Source organism: Phytomonospora endophytica (assembly GCF_014202425.1).
GTDB lineage: Bacteria > Actinomycetota > Actinomycetes > Mycobacteriales > Micromonosporaceae > Phytomonospora > Phytomonospora endophytica.
This window is the reverse complement of record NZ_JACHGT010000015.1, coordinates 108,574-125,896: the sequence shown is the minus strand read 5'-3', so window position 1 is coordinate 125,896 and position 17,323 is coordinate 108,574. Positions and strand designations below refer to the sequence as shown.

The following is a 17,323-nucleotide window of genomic DNA, read 5'->3' as shown; positions in this document are numbered from 1 at the left end:
CCCGGAGGGACTGGCGTGCCGGGCGATGCGGGTCGGAAGCAGTGTCCGGGAACGCGGCGGGGAGGGGTCCCGGAGAGGACCGCCGCCGGGTGATCAGACGTACGTTCCCAGCAGCCTCGCCAGGTGCCGCCCCGCCGCGTGCAGGGCCTCGGGGCTGCGCGCGACCTGCGCCGTCAGCTCGGCGCCCTCCAGCACCGCGATGACGGTGTGCGCCAGTTCGGCGGCGTCCGTCTCCCCCACCCCGGCCGTGCGGAGCGCCTTCGCGACGATCCCGCGCCAGTGCTCGAAGGCCCGTCCGCAGGCCGCGCGCATGTCGTCGTCGCCGAGTGTCTCCAGAGCGGTGGCGGTGACCGGGCAGCCGTCGATCCAGCCGTCCTTGGCGAGGAAGTCGGCGAGCGCCCTGGCGCACGACTCCATGGCCGCGCCCGGTGTGGTCTCGCCGGCCAGCGACGTCTCCAGCAGTTCGCCGAACTCCCGTTCGCTGTAGGCGATGGCGGCGAGCGCGAGTTCCTTCTTCCCGCCGGGGAAGTAGTGGTAGACGGAGCCGAGGGTGGCGTTCGCCTCGCGCGCGATGAGCTTGATCCCGGTGCCCTCGTAGCCCTGGCGCTGCATGAGGCGCGCGGCGGTGCAGACGATGCGTTCGCGGGTGCCGGTCATGGCCCGACGATACCGGATAGAACGTTCGTTCCAGAGCCCTGCTATCGTCGCCTGCACCGAATAGAACGTTCGTTTTAGTGGAGGACGTCATGCCGAAGACCCCCGTCACCGTGATCGGCCTCGGCCCCATGGGCCGTGCCATGACCCGCGCGTTCCTGGCCGCCGGGCACCCGGTCACCGTGTGGAACCGCACTCCCGCCCGTGCCGCCGCGCTCGTCGGCGAGGGCGCGGTCCTCGCCGGCACGCCCACCGAGGCGATCGCCGCGTCGCCGCTGCTCGTGCTGAGCCTCACCGACCTCGACGCCGTCCACGCCGTCGTCGACGGGGCCGCGCTGCGCGGCAAGACCGTCGTGAACCTCAGTTCCGACACGCCCGACCGGGCTCGCGAGACCGCGCGCTGGGCCGAGTCGCACGGCGCCGGCTACCTGTCGGGCGCCATGATGGCCTCCCCCGACCTGGTCGCCAGCGACGCCGCCTCGGTGTTCGTCAGCGGACCGAAGGATCTCTTCGACGAGCACGCCGGCACCATCGCGCTCATCGCGAAGCCCGACTACCGCGGCGAGGACCCCGGCCTCGGCCCGCTCTACTACCAGCTCGTCATCAACATCTTCTGGACGACGATGCTCGCCCACGTCCAGACGATCGCGATCGCGCGCGCCAACGGCATCAGTGCCACCGAGTTCCTGCCCTACGCACTCTCGGCGACCGAGTCGAACCCGCACTTCTTCCCGCAGATGGCCGCCCAGGCCGACGCCGGGGAGTTCCCCGGGGACCTGGAACGGCTCAGCATGGGCATGGAGAGCGTCCGGCACGTCCTGCGCACGGCGGAGGAGGCGGGCGTGGACACGACCCTCCCCGCCGCGATGGTCGCGGTGTTCCGCCGGGGCCTCGACGCCGGGCTCGGCGAGAAGGGCTTCACCGGCCTCGTCGACGTGCTCGGCGAGCGCTGATCAGTCCCCGCGCGCGACGGCCCTGGCCGCGACCGCCTCGTCGTCGGTGAGGGCGGCGACGGCGGCGCGGTCGGCGGCCCGTTCGGCGGTGTAGGCGGCGATCTCGCGTTCGCGGCGGTCGTCGTCCCAGCCGAGGATCGGGGCGATCAGGGTGGCGACCGGCCCGGCCGCGGCGAGACCGTGGTCGGGCGTCTCCATGAAGACGCGGGTTCGCCGGACGAGGACGTCGTCGAGGTGCAGGGCGCCCTCGGCGGAGGCGGCGTAGACCGCTTCGGCCGCGAGGTATCCGGGGGCGCCCTCGATCGGCCGGGCCAGTTCGGGTCTGGCGGCGGCGAGGTCGAGGACGTCGGGCGCGAGGGAGCCGTAGCGGCTGAGGAGGTGCTCGATCCACTGTGGAGAAAGGCCGTGCCGCGCCGCGAGGAGCTCGCGCCGCGCGCGGACGGTCGCGAAGCCTTCGGCGCCGAGGATCGGCAGCGTTTCGGTGACCGAGCCGGGGATCTCACGGCCGAGGCGGGACGCGGCGGCGTCGACGGCTTCGCGCGCCATGATCCGGTAGGTCGTGTACTTACCGCCGACGACGGTGTACATCCCCTGCGGCCCTTCGACCACGGTGTGGTCGCGGGAGAGTCCGGCGGTCGCGCCCTTCCCGCCGACGAGCGGTCGCAGCCCGGCGTAGACGCCGACGACGTCCTCGCGCGTCAGTGGCTTCTCCAGCCAGCGGGCGGCCTGGGCGAGGAGGTAGTCCACATCGGACCCGGTGGGCGCGGGATCGTCGCGCGAGTGGTCCCAGCGGGTGTCGGTCGTCCCGATCAGCCAGTACCCGAACCAGCGCCGGATGATGAAGACGCTGTCGGGGGTCTGGGCCATCAGTCCGCTGTGGAGGTCGATCCGGTCGGCGGGGACGACGAGGTGGATGCCCTTGGCCGCGGTCACCGTCAGGGAGGCCGCGCCCGCGAGCTCCTGGACGCGTTCGGCCCACACGCCGGTGGCGTTGACGACCGACCGGCCGCGCACCTCGAACTCCTCGCCCGTCTCGGCGTCGCGGGCGCGGACCCCGGTGACGCGTTCCCCGTCGCGCAGGAAGCCGGTGACCTCGGCGCGGGTGGCGACGTCGGCTCCGAGCCCGGCGGCCGTCCGGGCCAGGGTCATGGTGTGGCGGGCGTCGTCGACGCGCACGTCGTAGAAGCGCACGCCGCCCCGGATCCCGGGCCGCAGCGCGGGAAGCTCGCGGCGGACCGCCTTGCGCGACAGGTGCCGGTGCCCTTTGACGGTCTTGGCGACGGTCAGGCGCAGCAGGTCGTAGAGGAGCACGCCGAGTCCGATGTAGACCCGCTCCCACCAGTGCGTGAACGGGAAGGTGAACCGTTCGGGCGACACCAGGTGCGGACACAGGCGGCCGACCATGAGGTCGCGCTCCTTCAAGGCCTCGCGAACGAGGGAGAAGTTGAGCTGTTTGAGGTAGCGCAGACCACCGTGGAAGAGCTTCCCGGACCGCGAGGAGGTCCCGTTGGCCAGGTCGGCGGCCTCCAGCAGGGCCACCGACAGACCGCGCGACACCGCGTCGAGGGCCGCTCCGGCGCCCGTCACACCACCGCCGATGACGATCACGTCGTAGTCGCGCTCCCGCAGGGCGCGCAGGGTCTCGGCGCGCCGGGCGGGATCCAGCTCGTGCCGCGCCATCAGACCGCGCTCCAGCCGTGCCGCGCGCCATCCACAAGGGACCGATAACGCGCGTAGAGCTCGTCGTAACGGGCGACGCGGTCCGGATCGGGCTCGACCACCGCGACCGGCGCCGTCCAGGCCGCGAGGTCCACGTCCTCCCCCAGCGCGGCCCGGGCAGCCAGCACCGCTCCCCGCGCGCCCGTCTCGGGCTGCGGCGCCAGCCGGATCGGGCGGCCGAGCACGTCGGCGAATATCCGCAGCCACGCGCTGCTGCGCGTCCCGCCGCCGCAGGTCGCCACCCCGCCGCCGAGACCGGCGGCCTCGAAACAGTGCCGGGCGGCGTAGGCGACGGCCTCGCAGGTCGCGCGGGTCAGGTCCGTCCGATCACTGTGGACTGTCAGGTCGTGGAAACTAGCCCGGGCCGCCGGTTCCAGGAAGGGCGCGCGCTCCCCCGCCGGCGAGAAGAACGGCAGGCAGCCGACCCCGCGCGCCCCCAGCGGGCTCGCCGACAGCAGCCCGTCGAGCCCTTCGTGGGTGCCGCCGGTCAGGCCGAGAACCCAGTCGAGGGCGGCGGTCCCGACCATCGCCGGCATCGCCCGCAGCCAGCGGCCGGGCGTCGACGTCGCCAAGGTCATCCCCACCGCCTCGCCGGTGGTGTCCACGGTGTCCACGAGCACCTGGCAGGCCAGGGTCGTGCCGATGATCAGGTGGCCCTCGCCGGGCCGGACCACACCGGAGCCGAGCGCGCCCGACGGCAGGTCGAAAGGCCCGGCGACCACCGGCGTCCCGGCGGGCAGCCCCAGTAATGGTGCGGCCTCGGCCGTGAGTTCCCCGATCGGCAGCGGATCGGCGATCGGCGCGAGCAGTCCGGCGCGGTGGGCCAGCCCATGGCGGTCGAGCACCTCGGTGTCGTAACGGCGGTTCCAGGGATCCAGGAAGGGCAGCGAGGCGTCCGAGACGTCGGTGGCCCGCACGCCCGTCAGCCGCCGCATCACCGCGTCCTTGCAGTACCCGGCGGTGTCGGCGGCGTCGAGGCCGGCCGGCTCCTCCGCGTCCAGCCAGGCCAGAAGCGGCCCGGCGGCGCCGGGGAACATCGCGTTCCCCGTGCGGCGGAAGCTCTTCTCCACCTCGCCGTCGGCCAGCCAGCGCCGCACGATCGGGGCCGCCCGCGAATCCATCCACGAGATCGCCGGGCGCACCGCCCGCCCGTCGGGACCGGTCAGCCACACGCCGTCACCCTGACCGGTGAGCCCCACCAGCCGGGGCACCGTACCGGCCTTCGCCACGACGGCCCGCGCGACCGCGCCGACCGAGGCGAGGACTTCCTCCAGGTCCTGCTCGACCCGCCCCGGCGCGGGACTGTCGAGCCTGGTGTGGCGGGCCTCTACGGCGACGAGCGCGCCCGCGTCGTCGAAGACCGCGGCCTTCGTCACGGAGGTGCCGATGTCGATGCCGAGGTACATGTCAGACCGCCGGATTCGCCAGGGCCTCGCCGCGCAGGTGGCGGCCGACCTCGGCGGCGCAGATCCGCGCGGCCTTCTCGGCGACCTCCCGGCTGCAACCGGCGATGTGCGGGGTGGTGACCAGCCCGGGCGTGCGCAGCAGCCGCGAGCCGGGAAGGACCGGCTCCTCGGGGTACACGTCGAGCCCGGCGCCGGAGAGGTGACCGGCGTCGAGCGCGTCGCACAGCGCGTCCTGGTCCACAAGGGAGCCACGGGCGCAGTTGACCAGGACCGAGCCGCGCGGCATGGACGCCAGCTCCTTCGCCCCGATCATGCCCTCGGTCTCGGCGGTGGCACGGGCGTGCAGGGTGACGATCCGCGAGCGGCCGAGCAGCTCCCCGAGCGGCACACTGTCCACCGTGGACGGATCGGCGTGGGGGTCGTGGACGAGCACCTCGGCACCGAAGGCGGTGAGGATCCGCGCGACCCGCGAGCCGATGGCGCCGTGCCCGACGACGCCGACGGTCGTGCCCTCGATCTCCATGCCGGCGGCGTCGTAGCGGAAGTAGTCGCCGGACCAGGTCCCACCGGCGAGGGACGCGTGGGAGCGGGCGATGCCTCGGACGGTGGCCAGGATCAGGCCGATCGCGTACTCGGCGGTGGCGACGGCGTTGCGTCCCGGCGCGTAACAGACGGCGACGCCGTGGCGGGCCGCCGCGGTCAGGTCGACGTTGACCGGTCCGCCGCGCGAGACCACGACGAGCCGCAGGGACGAGGCGGCGGCGAAGACGCGTTCGGTGAAACCGGCCAGATGCGTCACCGCGATGTCCACATCGGACAGCGCGGCGACGAGCGTCTCCTCGTCGCCGGAGGCCTCGCGCACTCCCCCGGCCGACGACCAGGGCACCCCCGGCCAGGGCAGCAGCAGCTCGCGGATCTCGCGGTCCACACCGGGTTCGGCCCGCAGCGCGTCGGTGAACAGCCCGGGACGCACGAAGTCGTCGCCCGCCGCCAAGATCACGTGATCGGTCATCGCAGCCGTTCTCCCGTCTCCCCGTCGAACAGACGCGACCGCCCGACCACCAGCGGCAACCGATCCCCCGGCCGGACCGGGAGGCCCGGTTCGGTCTGCACGACGAGCTTCTCGCCGACACCGTCGAGCTCGGCGGTGACCAGTCCGTATTCGCGCAGGTCCTCGTAGACCACGGCGACGGCCGTGACCTCGCCGGTCTCGGCGATCGCGAGGTCCTCGGGCCGCACGCCGAGGAGCACCTCCCGGCCGGACGCGGCGGCCACGCCGGCCGGCACGGTGATCGCGTCGGACAGGCGCACGCCGCCTTCGCCGTCGGCGACGCCCGGCAGCAGGTTCATCGCCGGTTCGCCGACGAAGCGCGCCACGAACAGGCTCGCCGGGTCGTCGTAGATCTCGTCGGGGGTGCCGACCTGGCAGACCACGCCGTCGTTCATCACGACGACCCGGTCGGCGAGGCTCAGGGCCTCCTCCTGGTCGTGCGTCACCAGGATCGTCGTGTAGCCCAGTTCGCGCTGCAGGCGGCGCAGCTCACGGCGGGTCACGTCGCGCTGGGCGGCGTCGAGATGCGACAGCGGCTCGTCGAGGAGCAGCACGTCGGGGGCGCGCACCACCGCGCGCGCCAGCGCGACCCGCTGCTTCTGGCCGGAGGACAGCCCCGCCGGGCGCTGCCGCAGGATCGAGGTGATGCCGATCCGCTCGGCGACGTCGGCGACCCGCGCTTTCCGTTCGGCACGGCCGATCCCGCGCGCGGCGAGCCCGAAGGCGAGGTTCTCGGCGACCGTCAGCGGCGGGTAGAGGGCGTAGTTCTCGAAGGCGACGCCGACGTTGCGCCGCTGCGGCGGCAGCCCGACCAGCGAACGCCCGCCGACACGGATGTCGCCGCCGGTGACCTCTTCGAGCCCGGCGATCATCCGCAGGGTCGTGGACTTCCCGCAACCGGAGGGGCCGAGCAGCCCGACGAGTTCCCCGCCGCCGACCGTCAGGTCGAAGCCGCGAACGGCCTCCACCTCCGGCCTTCCCTTGGTGTGGAAGGTCTTGCGCACTCCGGCGAGTTCCAGATCGCTCACTCGCGGCCCTCCTCGTAGGCGTGGATGACGTCGACCTTCGCGCCGGAGGGCGAGTCGGGGTCGAAGGCGTAACCGATCCATTCGGAGACCAGCCGCCGGGCCAGTTCCAGCCCGATGACGCGCTGGCCGAGAGTCAGGACGCGGCAGTCGTTGGAGCGCACCGAGCGTTCGCAGGAGTAGCTGTCGCTGACGGTCGCGGCGTAGACGCCGGGGACCTTGTTGGCGCTGATGGCCATGCCGATACCGGTGCCGCACACCAGGATCGCGCGGTCGACCTCGCCGCTCGCGACGGCTTCGGCGACACTCAGGCCGACGTTCGGGTAGGGCGTGGACTCGCCGGTGCGGACGCCGAAGTCGATGACGACGTCGACGCGATCGTCGTCGGCGAGGTCGCGCGCGATCGTCTCCTTGTACTCGTATCCGGCGGAGTCGGAACCGACCGCGATCCGCCACTTGTGGACGGTCATCGCGCGCCTCCTTCCGGGTCGAGGACCCCGGCGACGGCCCGCACGCACAAGGCGAGCGACACCGCGCCCGGGTCGGGGGTGCCGACGGAGCGTTCGGCCAGGGGCCGGGCGCGGCCGACTTTCGGGACCAGGTCGCGGGTGGCCTCGGCGGCGGCGACGGCGACGTCGGCAGCGGCCCGCCAGGCCGGGCCGATGGGCGCGTTCCCCGCGCCGGAAAGGGCCTTCTGGAAAGGGATCAGCGCGTCGAGGAGGGTCTTGTCGCCGCGTTCGGCGCCGCCGAGGGACTCGATCGCGGCGACCCCGGAGACCAGGCCGACGGCGACGGTCGCGGTGTCGGGCGGCTCCTCGTCGCCGATCGCGTCCCCGACGGCCCGGAGCAGCGCGCCCCACAGCGCGCCGGAGGTCCCGCCGCCGGCGTCGGCCCAGGCCGCGCCTGCGGCGCGCAAGACACCGGCGGGGCCGAGGGCGGGGTCGTCGGCCGACCGGCAGGCGGCGCGCAGGCCGCGGACCATGCCGCGCCCGTGGTCGCCGTCCCCGGCGATCGCGTCGAGTTCGCCGAGGCTCCGCTCGGCTCCGGCGACGGCGGCGAGCATCGCGGCGAGGCACGCGCGGACGGTGGCCGCCGACCGCAGCGCCTCCTCGTTCACCGGTCCGGCCGTCTCGGCGATCACCCCGGCGGCGAAGGCGACGTCCTCCTTGTCGAGCACCGCCGTGTCCTCCATGGCGGGCGTTTCGCCGCCGTGGGTGACCACCCAGCCCGACAGGTCACCGCGCCGGAAGGCCGGTGTGTCCGCGGGCGCGTTCCACAGCGCCGCGAGCTCGTCGTCGAGCCAGCACAGCGTCAGCGAGCAGCCCGCCATGTCGAGGGAGGTCACCAGTTCGCCGACCTCCGGTGTCACGACCTCGATCCCGGCGGCCGAAAGCCTTGGCAGCACGTCCTTCCAGACCACGAAGAGCTCTTCGTACTTGGTCGCGCCAAGTCCGTTGAGGATGACCGCGGCCCGCCCGTCGGCGCCTTCGGGCCGTTCGGCGAGCACGGCGTCGGTGAGGGCGGCGGCCAGTTCGGCGGCGCTGAGTCGTTCGACGGTCCGTACACCGGGTTCGCCGTGGATGCCAAGGCCGAGCTCCATCTCGGCGGGGTCGACGGTGAAGAGCGGGTCGGCGGCGCCCGGGAAGGTGCAGCCCGCGAAGGCCGCGCCGAGGGTGCGGGTGCGGTCGTTCGCCTTGCGCGCCAGCCGTTCCACCTCGTCGATGGGGAGTCCCTGTTCGGCGGCGGCTCCGGCGGCCTTGAAGACCACGAAGTCACCGGCGATGCCCCGGCGTTTCGATTCGGCACCGGGTGGGGCGGAGGCGATGTCGTCGGTGACGAGCACGGTCCGCGAGTCGACGCCCTCGTCGCGCAGGCGGCTTTCGGCGAGGCCGAAGTTGATGACGTCGCCGGCGTAGTTGCCGAAGCTGAACAGGACACCGGCTCCGGTGTCGACGGCCTTTCCGACCCGGTAGGCCTGCTCGGTGGAGGGCGAGGTGAAGATGTCGCCGATCACGGCGCCGTCGGCCAGGCCCGTCCCGACCAGGCCGCAGAATGCCGGGTAGTGCCCCGATCCGCCGCCGACGATGACGCCGACCTTGCCGGGCACCGGCCCGGACGCGCGCATGACGCCCGAGCAGTCCGGGACCCGCCGGACGTAGCGGCCGTAGGCGGCGACGAAGCCCTCGACCATGTCGTCCTTGAACGCGGCGGGATCGTTGAACAGCCTGGTCATGCGCGTACACCTCTCAGCGGAGCGGGGGGCTCATCGAAGGAGCGACAGCAGGTAGGCGAGGGCCTCGGCGGCGTCGGTGACGACGTGGTCGGCGAGGGCGAGCGCGTCGGCGGGTGGCGGGTAGTCGCGGTTGGGGATGGCGATGACGTGGAGTCCGGCGGCGCTGGCCGCGCGGATGCCGTTGCCGGAGTCCTCGACGGCGATGCCCTTTGCGGGGTCGAGGCCGATGCGGCGGGCGGCTTCGAGGTAGACGTCGGGGCTGGGTTTGCCGCGCACGACCTCTTCGCTGGAGACGATCTCGTCGAAGTGGTCGAGTTCCCAGTGGTCGAGGACGGCGTGGATGACGGGCAGGGCCGCCGAGGAGGCGAGGCCGCTGGCGAGGCGGTGTCCGGCCTCGGAGACGAGTTCGACGGCGCCGGGGAGGAGTGGCGCGCGTCCGCTCTCGACGGCTTTCACGACGTGGTCGACGCATTCGGAGCGGGCGGCCGGTGCCAGCGCGGGGTCGCCGATCCTCGCGGCGAGGTAGGCCGACCATTCCGGCGAGCTCATGCCCTGGCAGCGGCGGGTGTCGTCAAGGGACCAGGCGACGTCGCGGCGGGCGCAGCACTCGGCCCAGCTCTCCTCCCAGAGGTGCTCGCTTTCGACGATGACGCCGTCCATGTCGAAGATGACGCCGTCGATCATGATGGGGCCACCTCCACGTTGACGCCGTCGCGCCGGAGCGCGGCCACGGCGTCGTCCTCGGCGCCGGCGTCGACGATGACCAGGTCGAAGTCCGACAGCGGCACCAGGCGGTGGAGGGCGACCTTCCCGAGTTTCGTGTGGTCGACGAGGAGGTAGCGCCTGGCGGCGACCTCCAGCATCCGGCGTTTCACCGCGACGATGCGGTCCTCCTGGTGGAAGGCGTACCTCCCTGACACCGCCGAGGTGGACACGAACACCGCGTCGACGCGGATCGACTCGATGCATTCCAGGCAGGTCCCGCCGAGGAAGGAGTCGTGCAGCGGGTCGTAGTCGCCGCCGAGCGCCATCAGCCCGATGCCGCCGATCTGGCTGAGCCGCCGCATGCCCTCCAGGTAATTCGTGGCGACCCGCAACGGTGTCTGGCGGGCCAGGAAGGGGATCATCGCCGCCGTGGTGGTCGCGTCGTCGAGCATGATCGACATGCCCGCCTCGACGTAGCGGGCGGCGGTCTCGGCGACGGCGTTCTTCTGGTCGCGCATCGCCTTCTGCCGGTAGGCCACATTGGACTCGAAGACGCCGGAGGGCTGCGCGGTCACGCCGCCCCTGAACTTGCGCACGACGCCCTGCCGTTCCAGTTCGTCGAGATCGCGGTGGACGGTCATGACGCTCACGTCGAAGATCTGCGCGAGCTCCTGCGCCGAGAGGCTCCCCCGTTCGAGCACGACCTCGGCGATCCGTTTCTGCCGCTGCTCGGGGTTCTCCGACCCGCGCTGCTTTCCCGTCACGTTGACACCCGCTTCCCCTCGTCCCCCGTCGCGAAGACATGGACGGTCGATGGCCTGATGAGCAGACTCACCCTGTCATCCGCCGCGAGACCCGCGACCGCCGCGCGGGGTGCCACCACCGACAGGCGGGCGTCGCCGACGGCGACGGTGACCTCGGTGGCGCGGCCGAGGTGTTCGAGGACGTAGACACGTCCGTCGACGGCCGTCCAGCCCGCACCGGGCTCCTCGGCGCCCAGGCGCAGCCGCAGGTCGCGCGGCCGGACACCGATCTGCACGGCGTCACCCGGGGCGGCCGACACGGCGGGCACGGGGACGCGCAGGACACCGTCGCCGCTGACGAAGCCGTCCTCGGTGAGGCCGCCCTCGATCAGGGTCATCCGGGGCTTGCCGAAGGCCTGGGCCACGAAGGCGTCGACCGGCCGGGCCCAGACCTCCTCGGGGGTCCCCGACTGGAGGATCCGTCCGTCGCGGATCACGCCGATGCGGTCGGCCAGCGACAGGGCCTCGACGTAGTCGTGGGTGACGTAGACGGTCGTGGTGCCGGCGTCGCGGCTGATCGTCTTCAGCTCGGCCCGCATCGAGGCGCGGATCTTGGCGTCGAGGTGGGCGAGGGGTTCGTCGAGCAGGTAGGCGCGGGCGGGCCGGACCAGCACCCGGCCCAGCGCGACGCGCTGTCGCTGCCCGTTCGACAGGCGGGTCACCGGGCGCTCAAGGAGACCGTCGATCCCGAGCATCCCGGCGACCGCCCGGACCTTGGCGTCCACTTCGGACGCGGGGAGCCGGAACAGCGGCGACCGCAGTGGGGAGGCGAGGTTGCCGTAGACGTCCAGCTGCGGGTAGAGGGCGTAGCTCTCGAAGCACATCGCCAGACCCCGGTGGGTCGGTTCGACGTCGTTGGAGGGCGTCTGGTCGATGAGGACCTCGCCCGCGTCGGGTTCGACGAGCCCGGCGAGGGTCTTCAGCGTCGTGGTCTTGCCCGCGCCCGACGGGCCGAGCAGGCAGAAGAACTCGCCGTCGGCGACCTCGAAGGACACGTCGTCGAGCGCCGTGGTCTTCCCGTAGCTCTTGCGCAGCCCGCGCACCTCGACCGCCGCCATCAGCCCTTCACCGCCCCGAAGGACAGGCCGCGCACCAGATAGCGCTGGATGAACAGCGCCAGGACCAGCGGCGGCAGCGCGGCCATCACCGCGCCGGCCGCGACGAGGTTGAAGCGGACCTGGTTGCCGCCCAGGTAGGCCAGCGAGCTGACGGTGACGGTCTGGGCACTGCTGGAGGTGAGCGTGAAGGGGAAGATGAAGTTGTTCCAGGCGAAGATGAAGGCCAGCAGGCACACCGCCGCGATCCCCGGGCGCACCAGGGGAAGCACGACCTTGACGAACGCGCGCCTGCGGCTGTAGCCGTCGAGCAGGGCCGCCTCCTCCAGTTCGACGGGGAAGTCGGCGAAGAAGGACCGCAGGATCCACACCACCAGGGGCATCGTGACCAGCTGGAGGACCCAGATCATGCCGACGGCGGTGTCGTAGAGGCCGAGCTGCCGGTAGATGACCGCGAGGGGGATGATCACCAGCAGTTCCGGGGCGAAGCGGAAGCTGAGCAGGGTGAACATCAGGTTGTCGCTGCCTTTGAAGCGGTACCGGGCCGCCGCGTAGGCCGCCGGGACGCCGATGACGAGGGAGACGAGCACGGCGCCGACGGAGGTGGTGAGGCTCGCCAGGAAGAAGCGGACGTAGGACGAGCCGCCGCCGTCGAGGCCGAGGACGGTGCGGTAGTTGTCAAGGGTCGGCGCGAACCAGAGGTAGGTGGTGGTCTGGTCGCGGTCGGCCTTGAGGCTCAGCGCGATGATGAACACGATGGGCAGCAGGGAGAAGAGGAAGTAGACGATCAGGGCCGCGTTCGCCGCCGTACCGGCGATCCGGGACTTGCGGCGGACCTCGGGCCCGGCGTGTTCGGTGCTCATGTCGCCTCCCCGGCCGTGCGGTTCTGGAGTCTGCGCAGGTACCCGACGAGCACCATCGAGATCAGGTAGACTGCCGCCCACAGCACCACCATGTAGGTGATCCCCCGGCTGTAGCGTGCGTAGCTGATCGATTCGAGGTAGGCGTTGATCTGCAGGGTCGTCGTCGAGTCGCCCGGCCCGCCGGTGGTCAGGCCGAAGATGATGTCGAACATCTTGAGGCTGTCCATGAGCCGGAAGATGACCGCGACGAACACGTAGGGCCACAGCATGGGCAGCGTCAGCCGGCGGAAGGTGAACCACCAGCCGGCGCCGTCGACGGCCGCCGCCTCGAACGGCGACGCGGGCAGCGAACGCAGTCCGGCGAGGGCGATGATCGCCACGAAGGGCGTGTAGATCCAGGCGTCGACGACCACCGACCAGATGAACGCCCACAGTGGACTGTCGGTGCCGGTGTAGTCGGTGACGCCGAGCCCGGCCAAGAGCGGGCGGACCCAGCCGACCTCGGGCAGCAGGAGCAGCTTCCACATGATCGCCGCGAGGATCGGCGCGACCATGAGCGGCACGATCAGCGCGCGTTCCAGGACCTTGCCGAGGATCCCGCCGCGGTACAGGAGCAGGGCGACGCCGACGCCGAGGACCGTCTCGACGACGGTGGCGGTGACCGCGAAACTGCCGGTGACCCGCACGGAGTTCCAGAACGGCGCGCTGGTGGTGATCTCGGCGAAGTTGCGCAGCCCCACGAAGGCGGGGTTGGGATTGGCCGCCGAGAAGTTGAAGACGGTGTAGCTCACCCCGACGAAGAACGGGTAGAGGATCCCGACGCACAGCAGCACCGCCGGGACGGCGAGGGTGTACGGGCGCAGGCGTCGTCGGCGCCGCGACACCGTCGGCGGGCGGGAACCGGGTTCCTCCCGGCCCGCCGGGGTGTCGTCGTGGTCCACTTCGGACGGGGTGGTCACCGACATCAGTCGTTGACCCTCGGCTCAAGGCTCGTGGCCAGTTCGTCCAGAGTGGACTTGGCGTCGGCGCCGCCGTAGATGTCCTGGAGCGCCGCGGCCCAGGACGTGGTGGCGTCGAAGAAGTTCTTCTGCGGGGTGAACTGGATCTTCGTGGAGTCGATGACCTGCTCGAAGGTCTCCAGGAAGCCGGTGTTGGGCGCCAGCCTGTCCTTGTACTCGGCCGACGTGGCCACCGACCGCCGCACGGCGTCGATGTGCTGGCCCTGCGTGGCGGCGTACTGGAGGTGCTCCTTCGACTCCGCCCACTGGAGGAACCACCAGGCGGCCTCCTTGTTCTTGGAGGCGGAGTTCATGGCCAGCGACCAGATCCACAGGTTGGTGTTGAGGTTCCCGTCGGGGCCCTTCGGGCCCGGATGCCAGGCCAGTTTCCCGGCGGCGGTGGTCTTCTCGTTCTGGAAGTAGGAGGCGATGTCGGCGTCGAAGAGCATCCCGGCCTTGCCCGCGCCGAGGTCGCTGGAGGCCTGGTACCAGGTGTAGGAGGTCCACCCGGCGGGACCCGAGTCGCGGACCATGCCGGCCCACTTGTCGGTGAAGGCGATCGCCTCGGGAGTGTTCATGGTCGGCTTGAGGCGGCCGTTCTCGACGGCGAAGTCCTTCAGGCCGAGCCGGGTGTACATCGTCATGAAGCCGGGGTGGATCGTCGCCCACTCCTTGGATCCGCGCACGGCGATGCCGTACATGTCGCCGAAACCGTTCGAGGAGGCCTTGGTGTCGATGGTCTTGGCCAGCTCGATGAGCGAGTCGAAGTCCTCGGCGGGGGTGAGGCCGAGCTTGTCGAAGACGTCCTTGCGGTAGGCGACGACGTTGCTCTCGAAGCCCCACGGGAGCATCCACTGCCGGTCGCCGCCGAGCGGGTTGCCGTTGGTGAAGTCCCACTGCCCGGCCGTGAGCAGGTTCGGGTAGAAGTCGGCGGGCTCGAACTCGGCGTGCGTCGCCGAGGCGTTGTTGATCCAGGGATTGAGGTCTTCGAGGTACCCGGGCGGGCCGTACTGCCAGACCATGTAGGCGCCGAGCATGAAGGCGTCGTAACCGCCCTGGCCGGACTGGAGTTCGAGGGTGACCTTGTCGAAGTAGTTCGACTCGGGGAACTCGTCGATCTGGAGCGTGATGCCGGTCTTGGTGGTGAACTCGGCCTGGTGCGCCTTGAGGGCGTCGGTGTAGGGGTGCTTGTTCATCAGGAGCTTGACGGTCTTGCCGTCGTGCTTCTTCCAGTCGAAGGCGCCGGTGACCGCGTCGGCGGCCGAGCCGCCCTCGTCGGCGGGTCCACCGCCGAAGCCGCAGGCGGACAGCAGCGGTGCCGCCGCGGAGAGCGCGGTGCCGAGTCCGGCGATGCGGAGGAGGTCGCGGCGGGCGAGGCCGAGGCGCGGACGAGGTTCGCTGTTCATGGCGTTCGTGGCCTCCGGGGTCGAGGTGGGAACGGTGGCCCGCGGGGGACGGCGGGCGAGATATGACCGCGAGGTTTCGGGGTGGTGTCCGGAGCGTACGGCGGTAGTTCACAGGAGGTCAAGACTTGTTAACGGCAGATCTTGTTATTTTCTCGCCCGGGTAGCAGCGATGGGTTACCAGGCAACACCCGCACGCGTCAACACCGGGTTGAACGCGAGCAGTTCCCAGTCCCCGCCGTCCATCCGGCGCAGAATCGCGCCACTGGCGTTGCCGACCTTCGGGTACGCACGCCGGTACTCCGACGGGTCGACACCCGTGAAATGGCACGTGAGCAGACGCAGCAACGTGCTGTGACAGACCACAAGGGACACACCGCCCGCGCCCGCCAGTGCCGCGTCCAGCACCGCCGCGCTCCCCCGCGCGATCGCCGCACGCGGGTCCTCCCCGCCGGGCAGCGGATCGCCGACCGGGTCGGCGACGAAGGCCGCGCGCTCCTTCGGCCACCGCAACTCCATCTCGGCCGAGGTCAGGCCCTCCGCCTCCCCGAAGTCCAGCTCCACCAGACGATCGTCGGTCACGTGCGGCAGACCCGCGCCCGCCGCCGCCGGCGCGGCCGTCCGGATCGCGCGGGTCAGCGTCGAGCTCCGGACGGCCCGCAGCGCGGGCGTCACCGCGGCCCAGCCCGCCAGCGCCTCCGCCTGCCGTTCACCGTTCCCGGTCAGCGGCAGATCGGTGCGGCCGCAGTAACGGTTCTCGGCGTGCCAGGGGGTCTCACCGTGACGGATCAAGGCGACGATGGTCATGCGGGAACTCCTTCGCCCAGCCAGCCCCTGGCGACGAGCTCGCCGACGAGGCGCGCGTACAACGCGTCCAGCCGCCCGAGCCGTTCGGGCGGGTAGACCCTGGCCGGGGCCAGCATCCGCCGCGAGGTGGCGACGAGACCGTCGGCTCCGGCGGCGGCCAGCACCGCCATGCCCAGGGCCCCGTCCGCCTCCGCGGGGACGCGCACCTCACGGCCGAGACCGTCGGCGTGCAAACGGATCCAGTGCTCGCTGCGGGTGACACCGCCGGTCAGCGTCACGGCGCCCTCGACGGCCAGGCCCAGCCCGGCGACATGGTCGAGGCACAGGCGCGCGGCCAGCACGACACCGCGCAGGATCGCGGCATGACGGTCGGCGTCGTCGTGTACGTCGCCGACGGTGAAGGCCACGGCATCGCCGCTCTGGAAGGGAAAGCGCTCGCCGGTGCCGGTCAGCGGGTAGGTCACGGCATCGACCTCGCGGCCTTCCAGGTCGGGGCGCGGGCCGCCGAACACGGCGGTCACCAGCCCGGCTCCGGCGCTCGACGCGCCGCCGGGCCACCAGCGGCCGTCGGGGGACCGGTGCGAGTACAGGACCCCGGTCGGATCGGCAGGCAGGACGTCGGCGACTCCTTTGAGGACGGTCGTGGTGCCGGCGGCGATGCTCCAGCGGCCGGGTTCCAGTACCCCGGCGGCGATCTGGGCGGCGCATCCGTCGGTCATGCCCGCCACGACACGGGTGCCTTCGCGCAGGCCGGTGGCCTCGGCGACGGCCGGATCGACGTGGCCGAGCAGGTCGCCCGGGCGCACCAGGGACGGCAGGAGAGCGGGTGGCAGGCCGAGGCGGTCGAGATCCTCGTGCGGCCAGGTCCCGGTCACCGGGTCGGCGCCGGTCTTGAGGGCGTTGCTGGTGTCGGTCGCGGCGGGGCGCCCGATGAGCCGGGAGGTGATCAGGTCGACCTGGTGGGCGACGCGCGCCCCCGGCCCGGGGTGGCGTTCGTGCAGCCAGAGCGCCTTCGGCAGGGCCCAGGTCCGTTGTGGACGGAGGCCCGCGGCCGCCCAGACCGGTGCGGGCGCGGCGGCGATCCGCGCCGCCTCCGCGGTGGCGCGGGAGTCGTCGTACATGAGCCCGCGGGTCAGCGGCCGGGCCGGATCGCCGGGGACGTCCTCGACCAGCAGGATCGTTCCGGACGTGCCGCAGCAGGCGATCCCGGCGACCTCCGGGCCACCCGCCTCGCCGGTCGCGCGCCGGAGAGCCTCGACGACCGCCCGCCACCACGATTCGGGGTCCTGCTCGTGGCGGCCGCCGTCGCGCGTTCCGGCCAGCTGGACCGATCCACGGCCGATGACGGTGCCGTCCTCCTCGGCCACGACCGCCCGGACGCTCTGGGTGCCGAGATCGACACCCGCCCACGCGCGTCGTCCGGTCATGAGCGCTCCCTCGCTGTTACCGATGTTGAGAAGATAACAGGAGATCACGAGATTTCAGCGGCCGCGGCGGCCCGCTGTCGGCCATTCACCGAAGCGCGGTCGACTAACCGTCGAAGGCACTGTCGACTTTCCTCTTCCACCGGGCGCGCCGAACTGGAAGGCTGGAGCCGGTCCGACCGGTCCTCCGCTGCGTTCGGGCGGCCGCTCGGGCCGCAACGTGA

16 protein-coding genes are annotated in these 17,323 nt (G+C 72.1%); 1 reads left to right on the top strand and 15 read right to left on the bottom strand.

Annotated features, from left to right (window positions below):
* Positions 1 to 93: 93 nt before the first annotated feature.
* On the bottom strand, positions 94 to 657 hold the full coding sequence (locus tag HNR73_RS29580; protein ID WP_184790954.1) for a TetR/AcrR family transcriptional regulator: 564 nt from the start codon (positions 655 to 657) through the stop codon (positions 94 to 96).
* 89 nt (positions 658 to 746) lie between these two features.
* On the opposite strand from HNR73_RS29580, the gene HNR73_RS29575 reads away from it, so the two are divergent.
* Positions 747 to 1,607, top strand: coding sequence for an NAD(P)-dependent oxidoreductase (locus HNR73_RS29575; RefSeq protein ID WP_184790953.1), 861 nt, complete (start codon positions 747 to 749; stop codon positions 1,605 to 1,607).
* Here the strand turns inward: HNR73_RS29575 and HNR73_RS29570 are convergent, their stop codons facing one another.
* The 14 genes from HNR73_RS29570 to HNR73_RS29505 form a co-directional block, all read right to left on the bottom strand.
* The gene (locus tag HNR73_RS29570; protein WP_184790952.1) at positions 1,608 to 3,287 is read right to left on the bottom strand and encodes a glycerol-3-phosphate dehydrogenase/oxidase; all 1,680 of its coding nucleotides are present in this window, start codon (positions 3,285 to 3,287) and stop codon (positions 1,608 to 1,610) included.
* Positions 3,287 to 4,732, bottom strand: coding sequence for an FGGY-family carbohydrate kinase (locus tag HNR73_RS29565; protein ID WP_184790951.1), 1,446 nt, complete (start codon positions 4,730 to 4,732; stop codon positions 3,287 to 3,289). The genes HNR73_RS29570 and HNR73_RS29565 overlap by 1 nt, the downstream gene beginning before the upstream one ends.
* A 1-nt stretch (position 4,733) precedes the next feature.
* Entirely contained in the window at positions 4,734 to 5,744 is a 1,011-nt protein-coding gene (locus tag HNR73_RS29560) for a 2-hydroxyacid dehydrogenase (RefSeq protein ID WP_184790950.1), read from the bottom strand.
* Positions 5,741 to 6,811 carry an ABC transporter ATP-binding protein gene (locus tag HNR73_RS29555; protein WP_184790949.1) on the bottom strand — a complete coding sequence of 357 codons (1,071 nt, stop codon included), beginning with the start codon at positions 6,809 to 6,811 and terminating at the stop codon, positions 5,741 to 5,743. The genes HNR73_RS29560 and HNR73_RS29555 overlap by 4 nt, the downstream gene beginning before the upstream one ends.
* The gene (locus HNR73_RS29550; RefSeq protein WP_184790948.1) at positions 6,808 to 7,278 is read right to left on the bottom strand and encodes an RpiB/LacA/LacB family sugar-phosphate isomerase; all 471 of its coding nucleotides are present in this window, start codon (positions 7,276 to 7,278) and stop codon (positions 6,808 to 6,810) included. The genes HNR73_RS29555 and HNR73_RS29550 overlap by 4 nt, the downstream gene beginning before the upstream one ends.
* Positions 7,275 to 9,041: a dihydroxyacetone kinase family protein gene (locus tag HNR73_RS29545; protein ID WP_184790947.1), complete on the bottom strand. Its 1,767-nt coding sequence runs from the start codon at positions 9,039 to 9,041 to the stop codon at positions 7,275 to 7,277. The genes HNR73_RS29550 and HNR73_RS29545 overlap by 4 nt, the downstream gene beginning before the upstream one ends.
* Positions 9,042 to 9,071: 30 nt before the next feature.
* Positions 9,072 to 9,725: an HAD family hydrolase gene (locus tag HNR73_RS29540; protein WP_184790946.1), complete on the bottom strand. Its 654-nt coding sequence runs from the start codon at positions 9,723 to 9,725 to the stop codon at positions 9,072 to 9,074.
* Complete coding sequence (locus HNR73_RS29535) at positions 9,722 to 10,510, bottom strand: DeoR/GlpR family DNA-binding transcription regulator (protein WP_203686322.1); 789 nt, start codon at positions 10,508 to 10,510, stop codon at positions 9,722 to 9,724. The genes HNR73_RS29540 and HNR73_RS29535 overlap by 4 nt, the downstream gene beginning before the upstream one ends.
* Positions 10,507 to 11,607, bottom strand: coding sequence for an ABC transporter ATP-binding protein (locus HNR73_RS29530; protein ID WP_184790945.1), 1,101 nt, complete (start codon positions 11,605 to 11,607; stop codon positions 10,507 to 10,509). The genes HNR73_RS29535 and HNR73_RS29530 overlap by 4 nt, the downstream gene beginning before the upstream one ends.
* The gene (locus HNR73_RS29525; protein WP_184790944.1) at positions 11,607 to 12,467 is read right to left on the bottom strand and encodes a carbohydrate ABC transporter permease; all 861 of its coding nucleotides are present in this window, start codon (positions 12,465 to 12,467) and stop codon (positions 11,607 to 11,609) included. Before HNR73_RS29525 ends, HNR73_RS29530 begins: the two co-directional genes overlap by 1 nt.
* On the bottom strand, positions 12,464 to 13,432 hold the full coding sequence (locus HNR73_RS29520; RefSeq protein WP_184790943.1) for a carbohydrate ABC transporter permease: 969 nt from the start codon (positions 13,430 to 13,432) through the stop codon (positions 12,464 to 12,466). Before HNR73_RS29520 ends, HNR73_RS29525 begins: the two co-directional genes overlap by 4 nt.
* Positions 13,432 to 14,871 (bottom strand): ABC transporter substrate-binding protein, encoded by a 1,440-nt coding sequence (locus tag HNR73_RS29515; protein WP_184790942.1) that lies wholly within the window; start codon positions 14,869 to 14,871, stop codon positions 13,432 to 13,434. Before HNR73_RS29515 ends, HNR73_RS29520 begins: the two co-directional genes overlap by 1 nt.
* A 174-nt stretch (positions 14,872 to 15,045) precedes the next feature.
* Positions 15,046 to 15,675 carry a histidine phosphatase family protein gene (locus tag HNR73_RS29510; RefSeq protein WP_184790941.1) on the bottom strand — a complete coding sequence of 210 codons (630 nt, stop codon included), beginning with the start codon at positions 15,673 to 15,675 and terminating at the stop codon, positions 15,046 to 15,048.
* On the bottom strand, positions 15,672 to 17,102 hold the full coding sequence (locus tag HNR73_RS29505; RefSeq protein WP_184790940.1) for an FGGY-family carbohydrate kinase: 1,431 nt from the start codon (positions 17,100 to 17,102) through the stop codon (positions 15,672 to 15,674). Before HNR73_RS29505 ends, HNR73_RS29510 begins: the two co-directional genes overlap by 4 nt.
* Positions 17,103 to 17,323 lie beyond the last annotated feature (221 nt).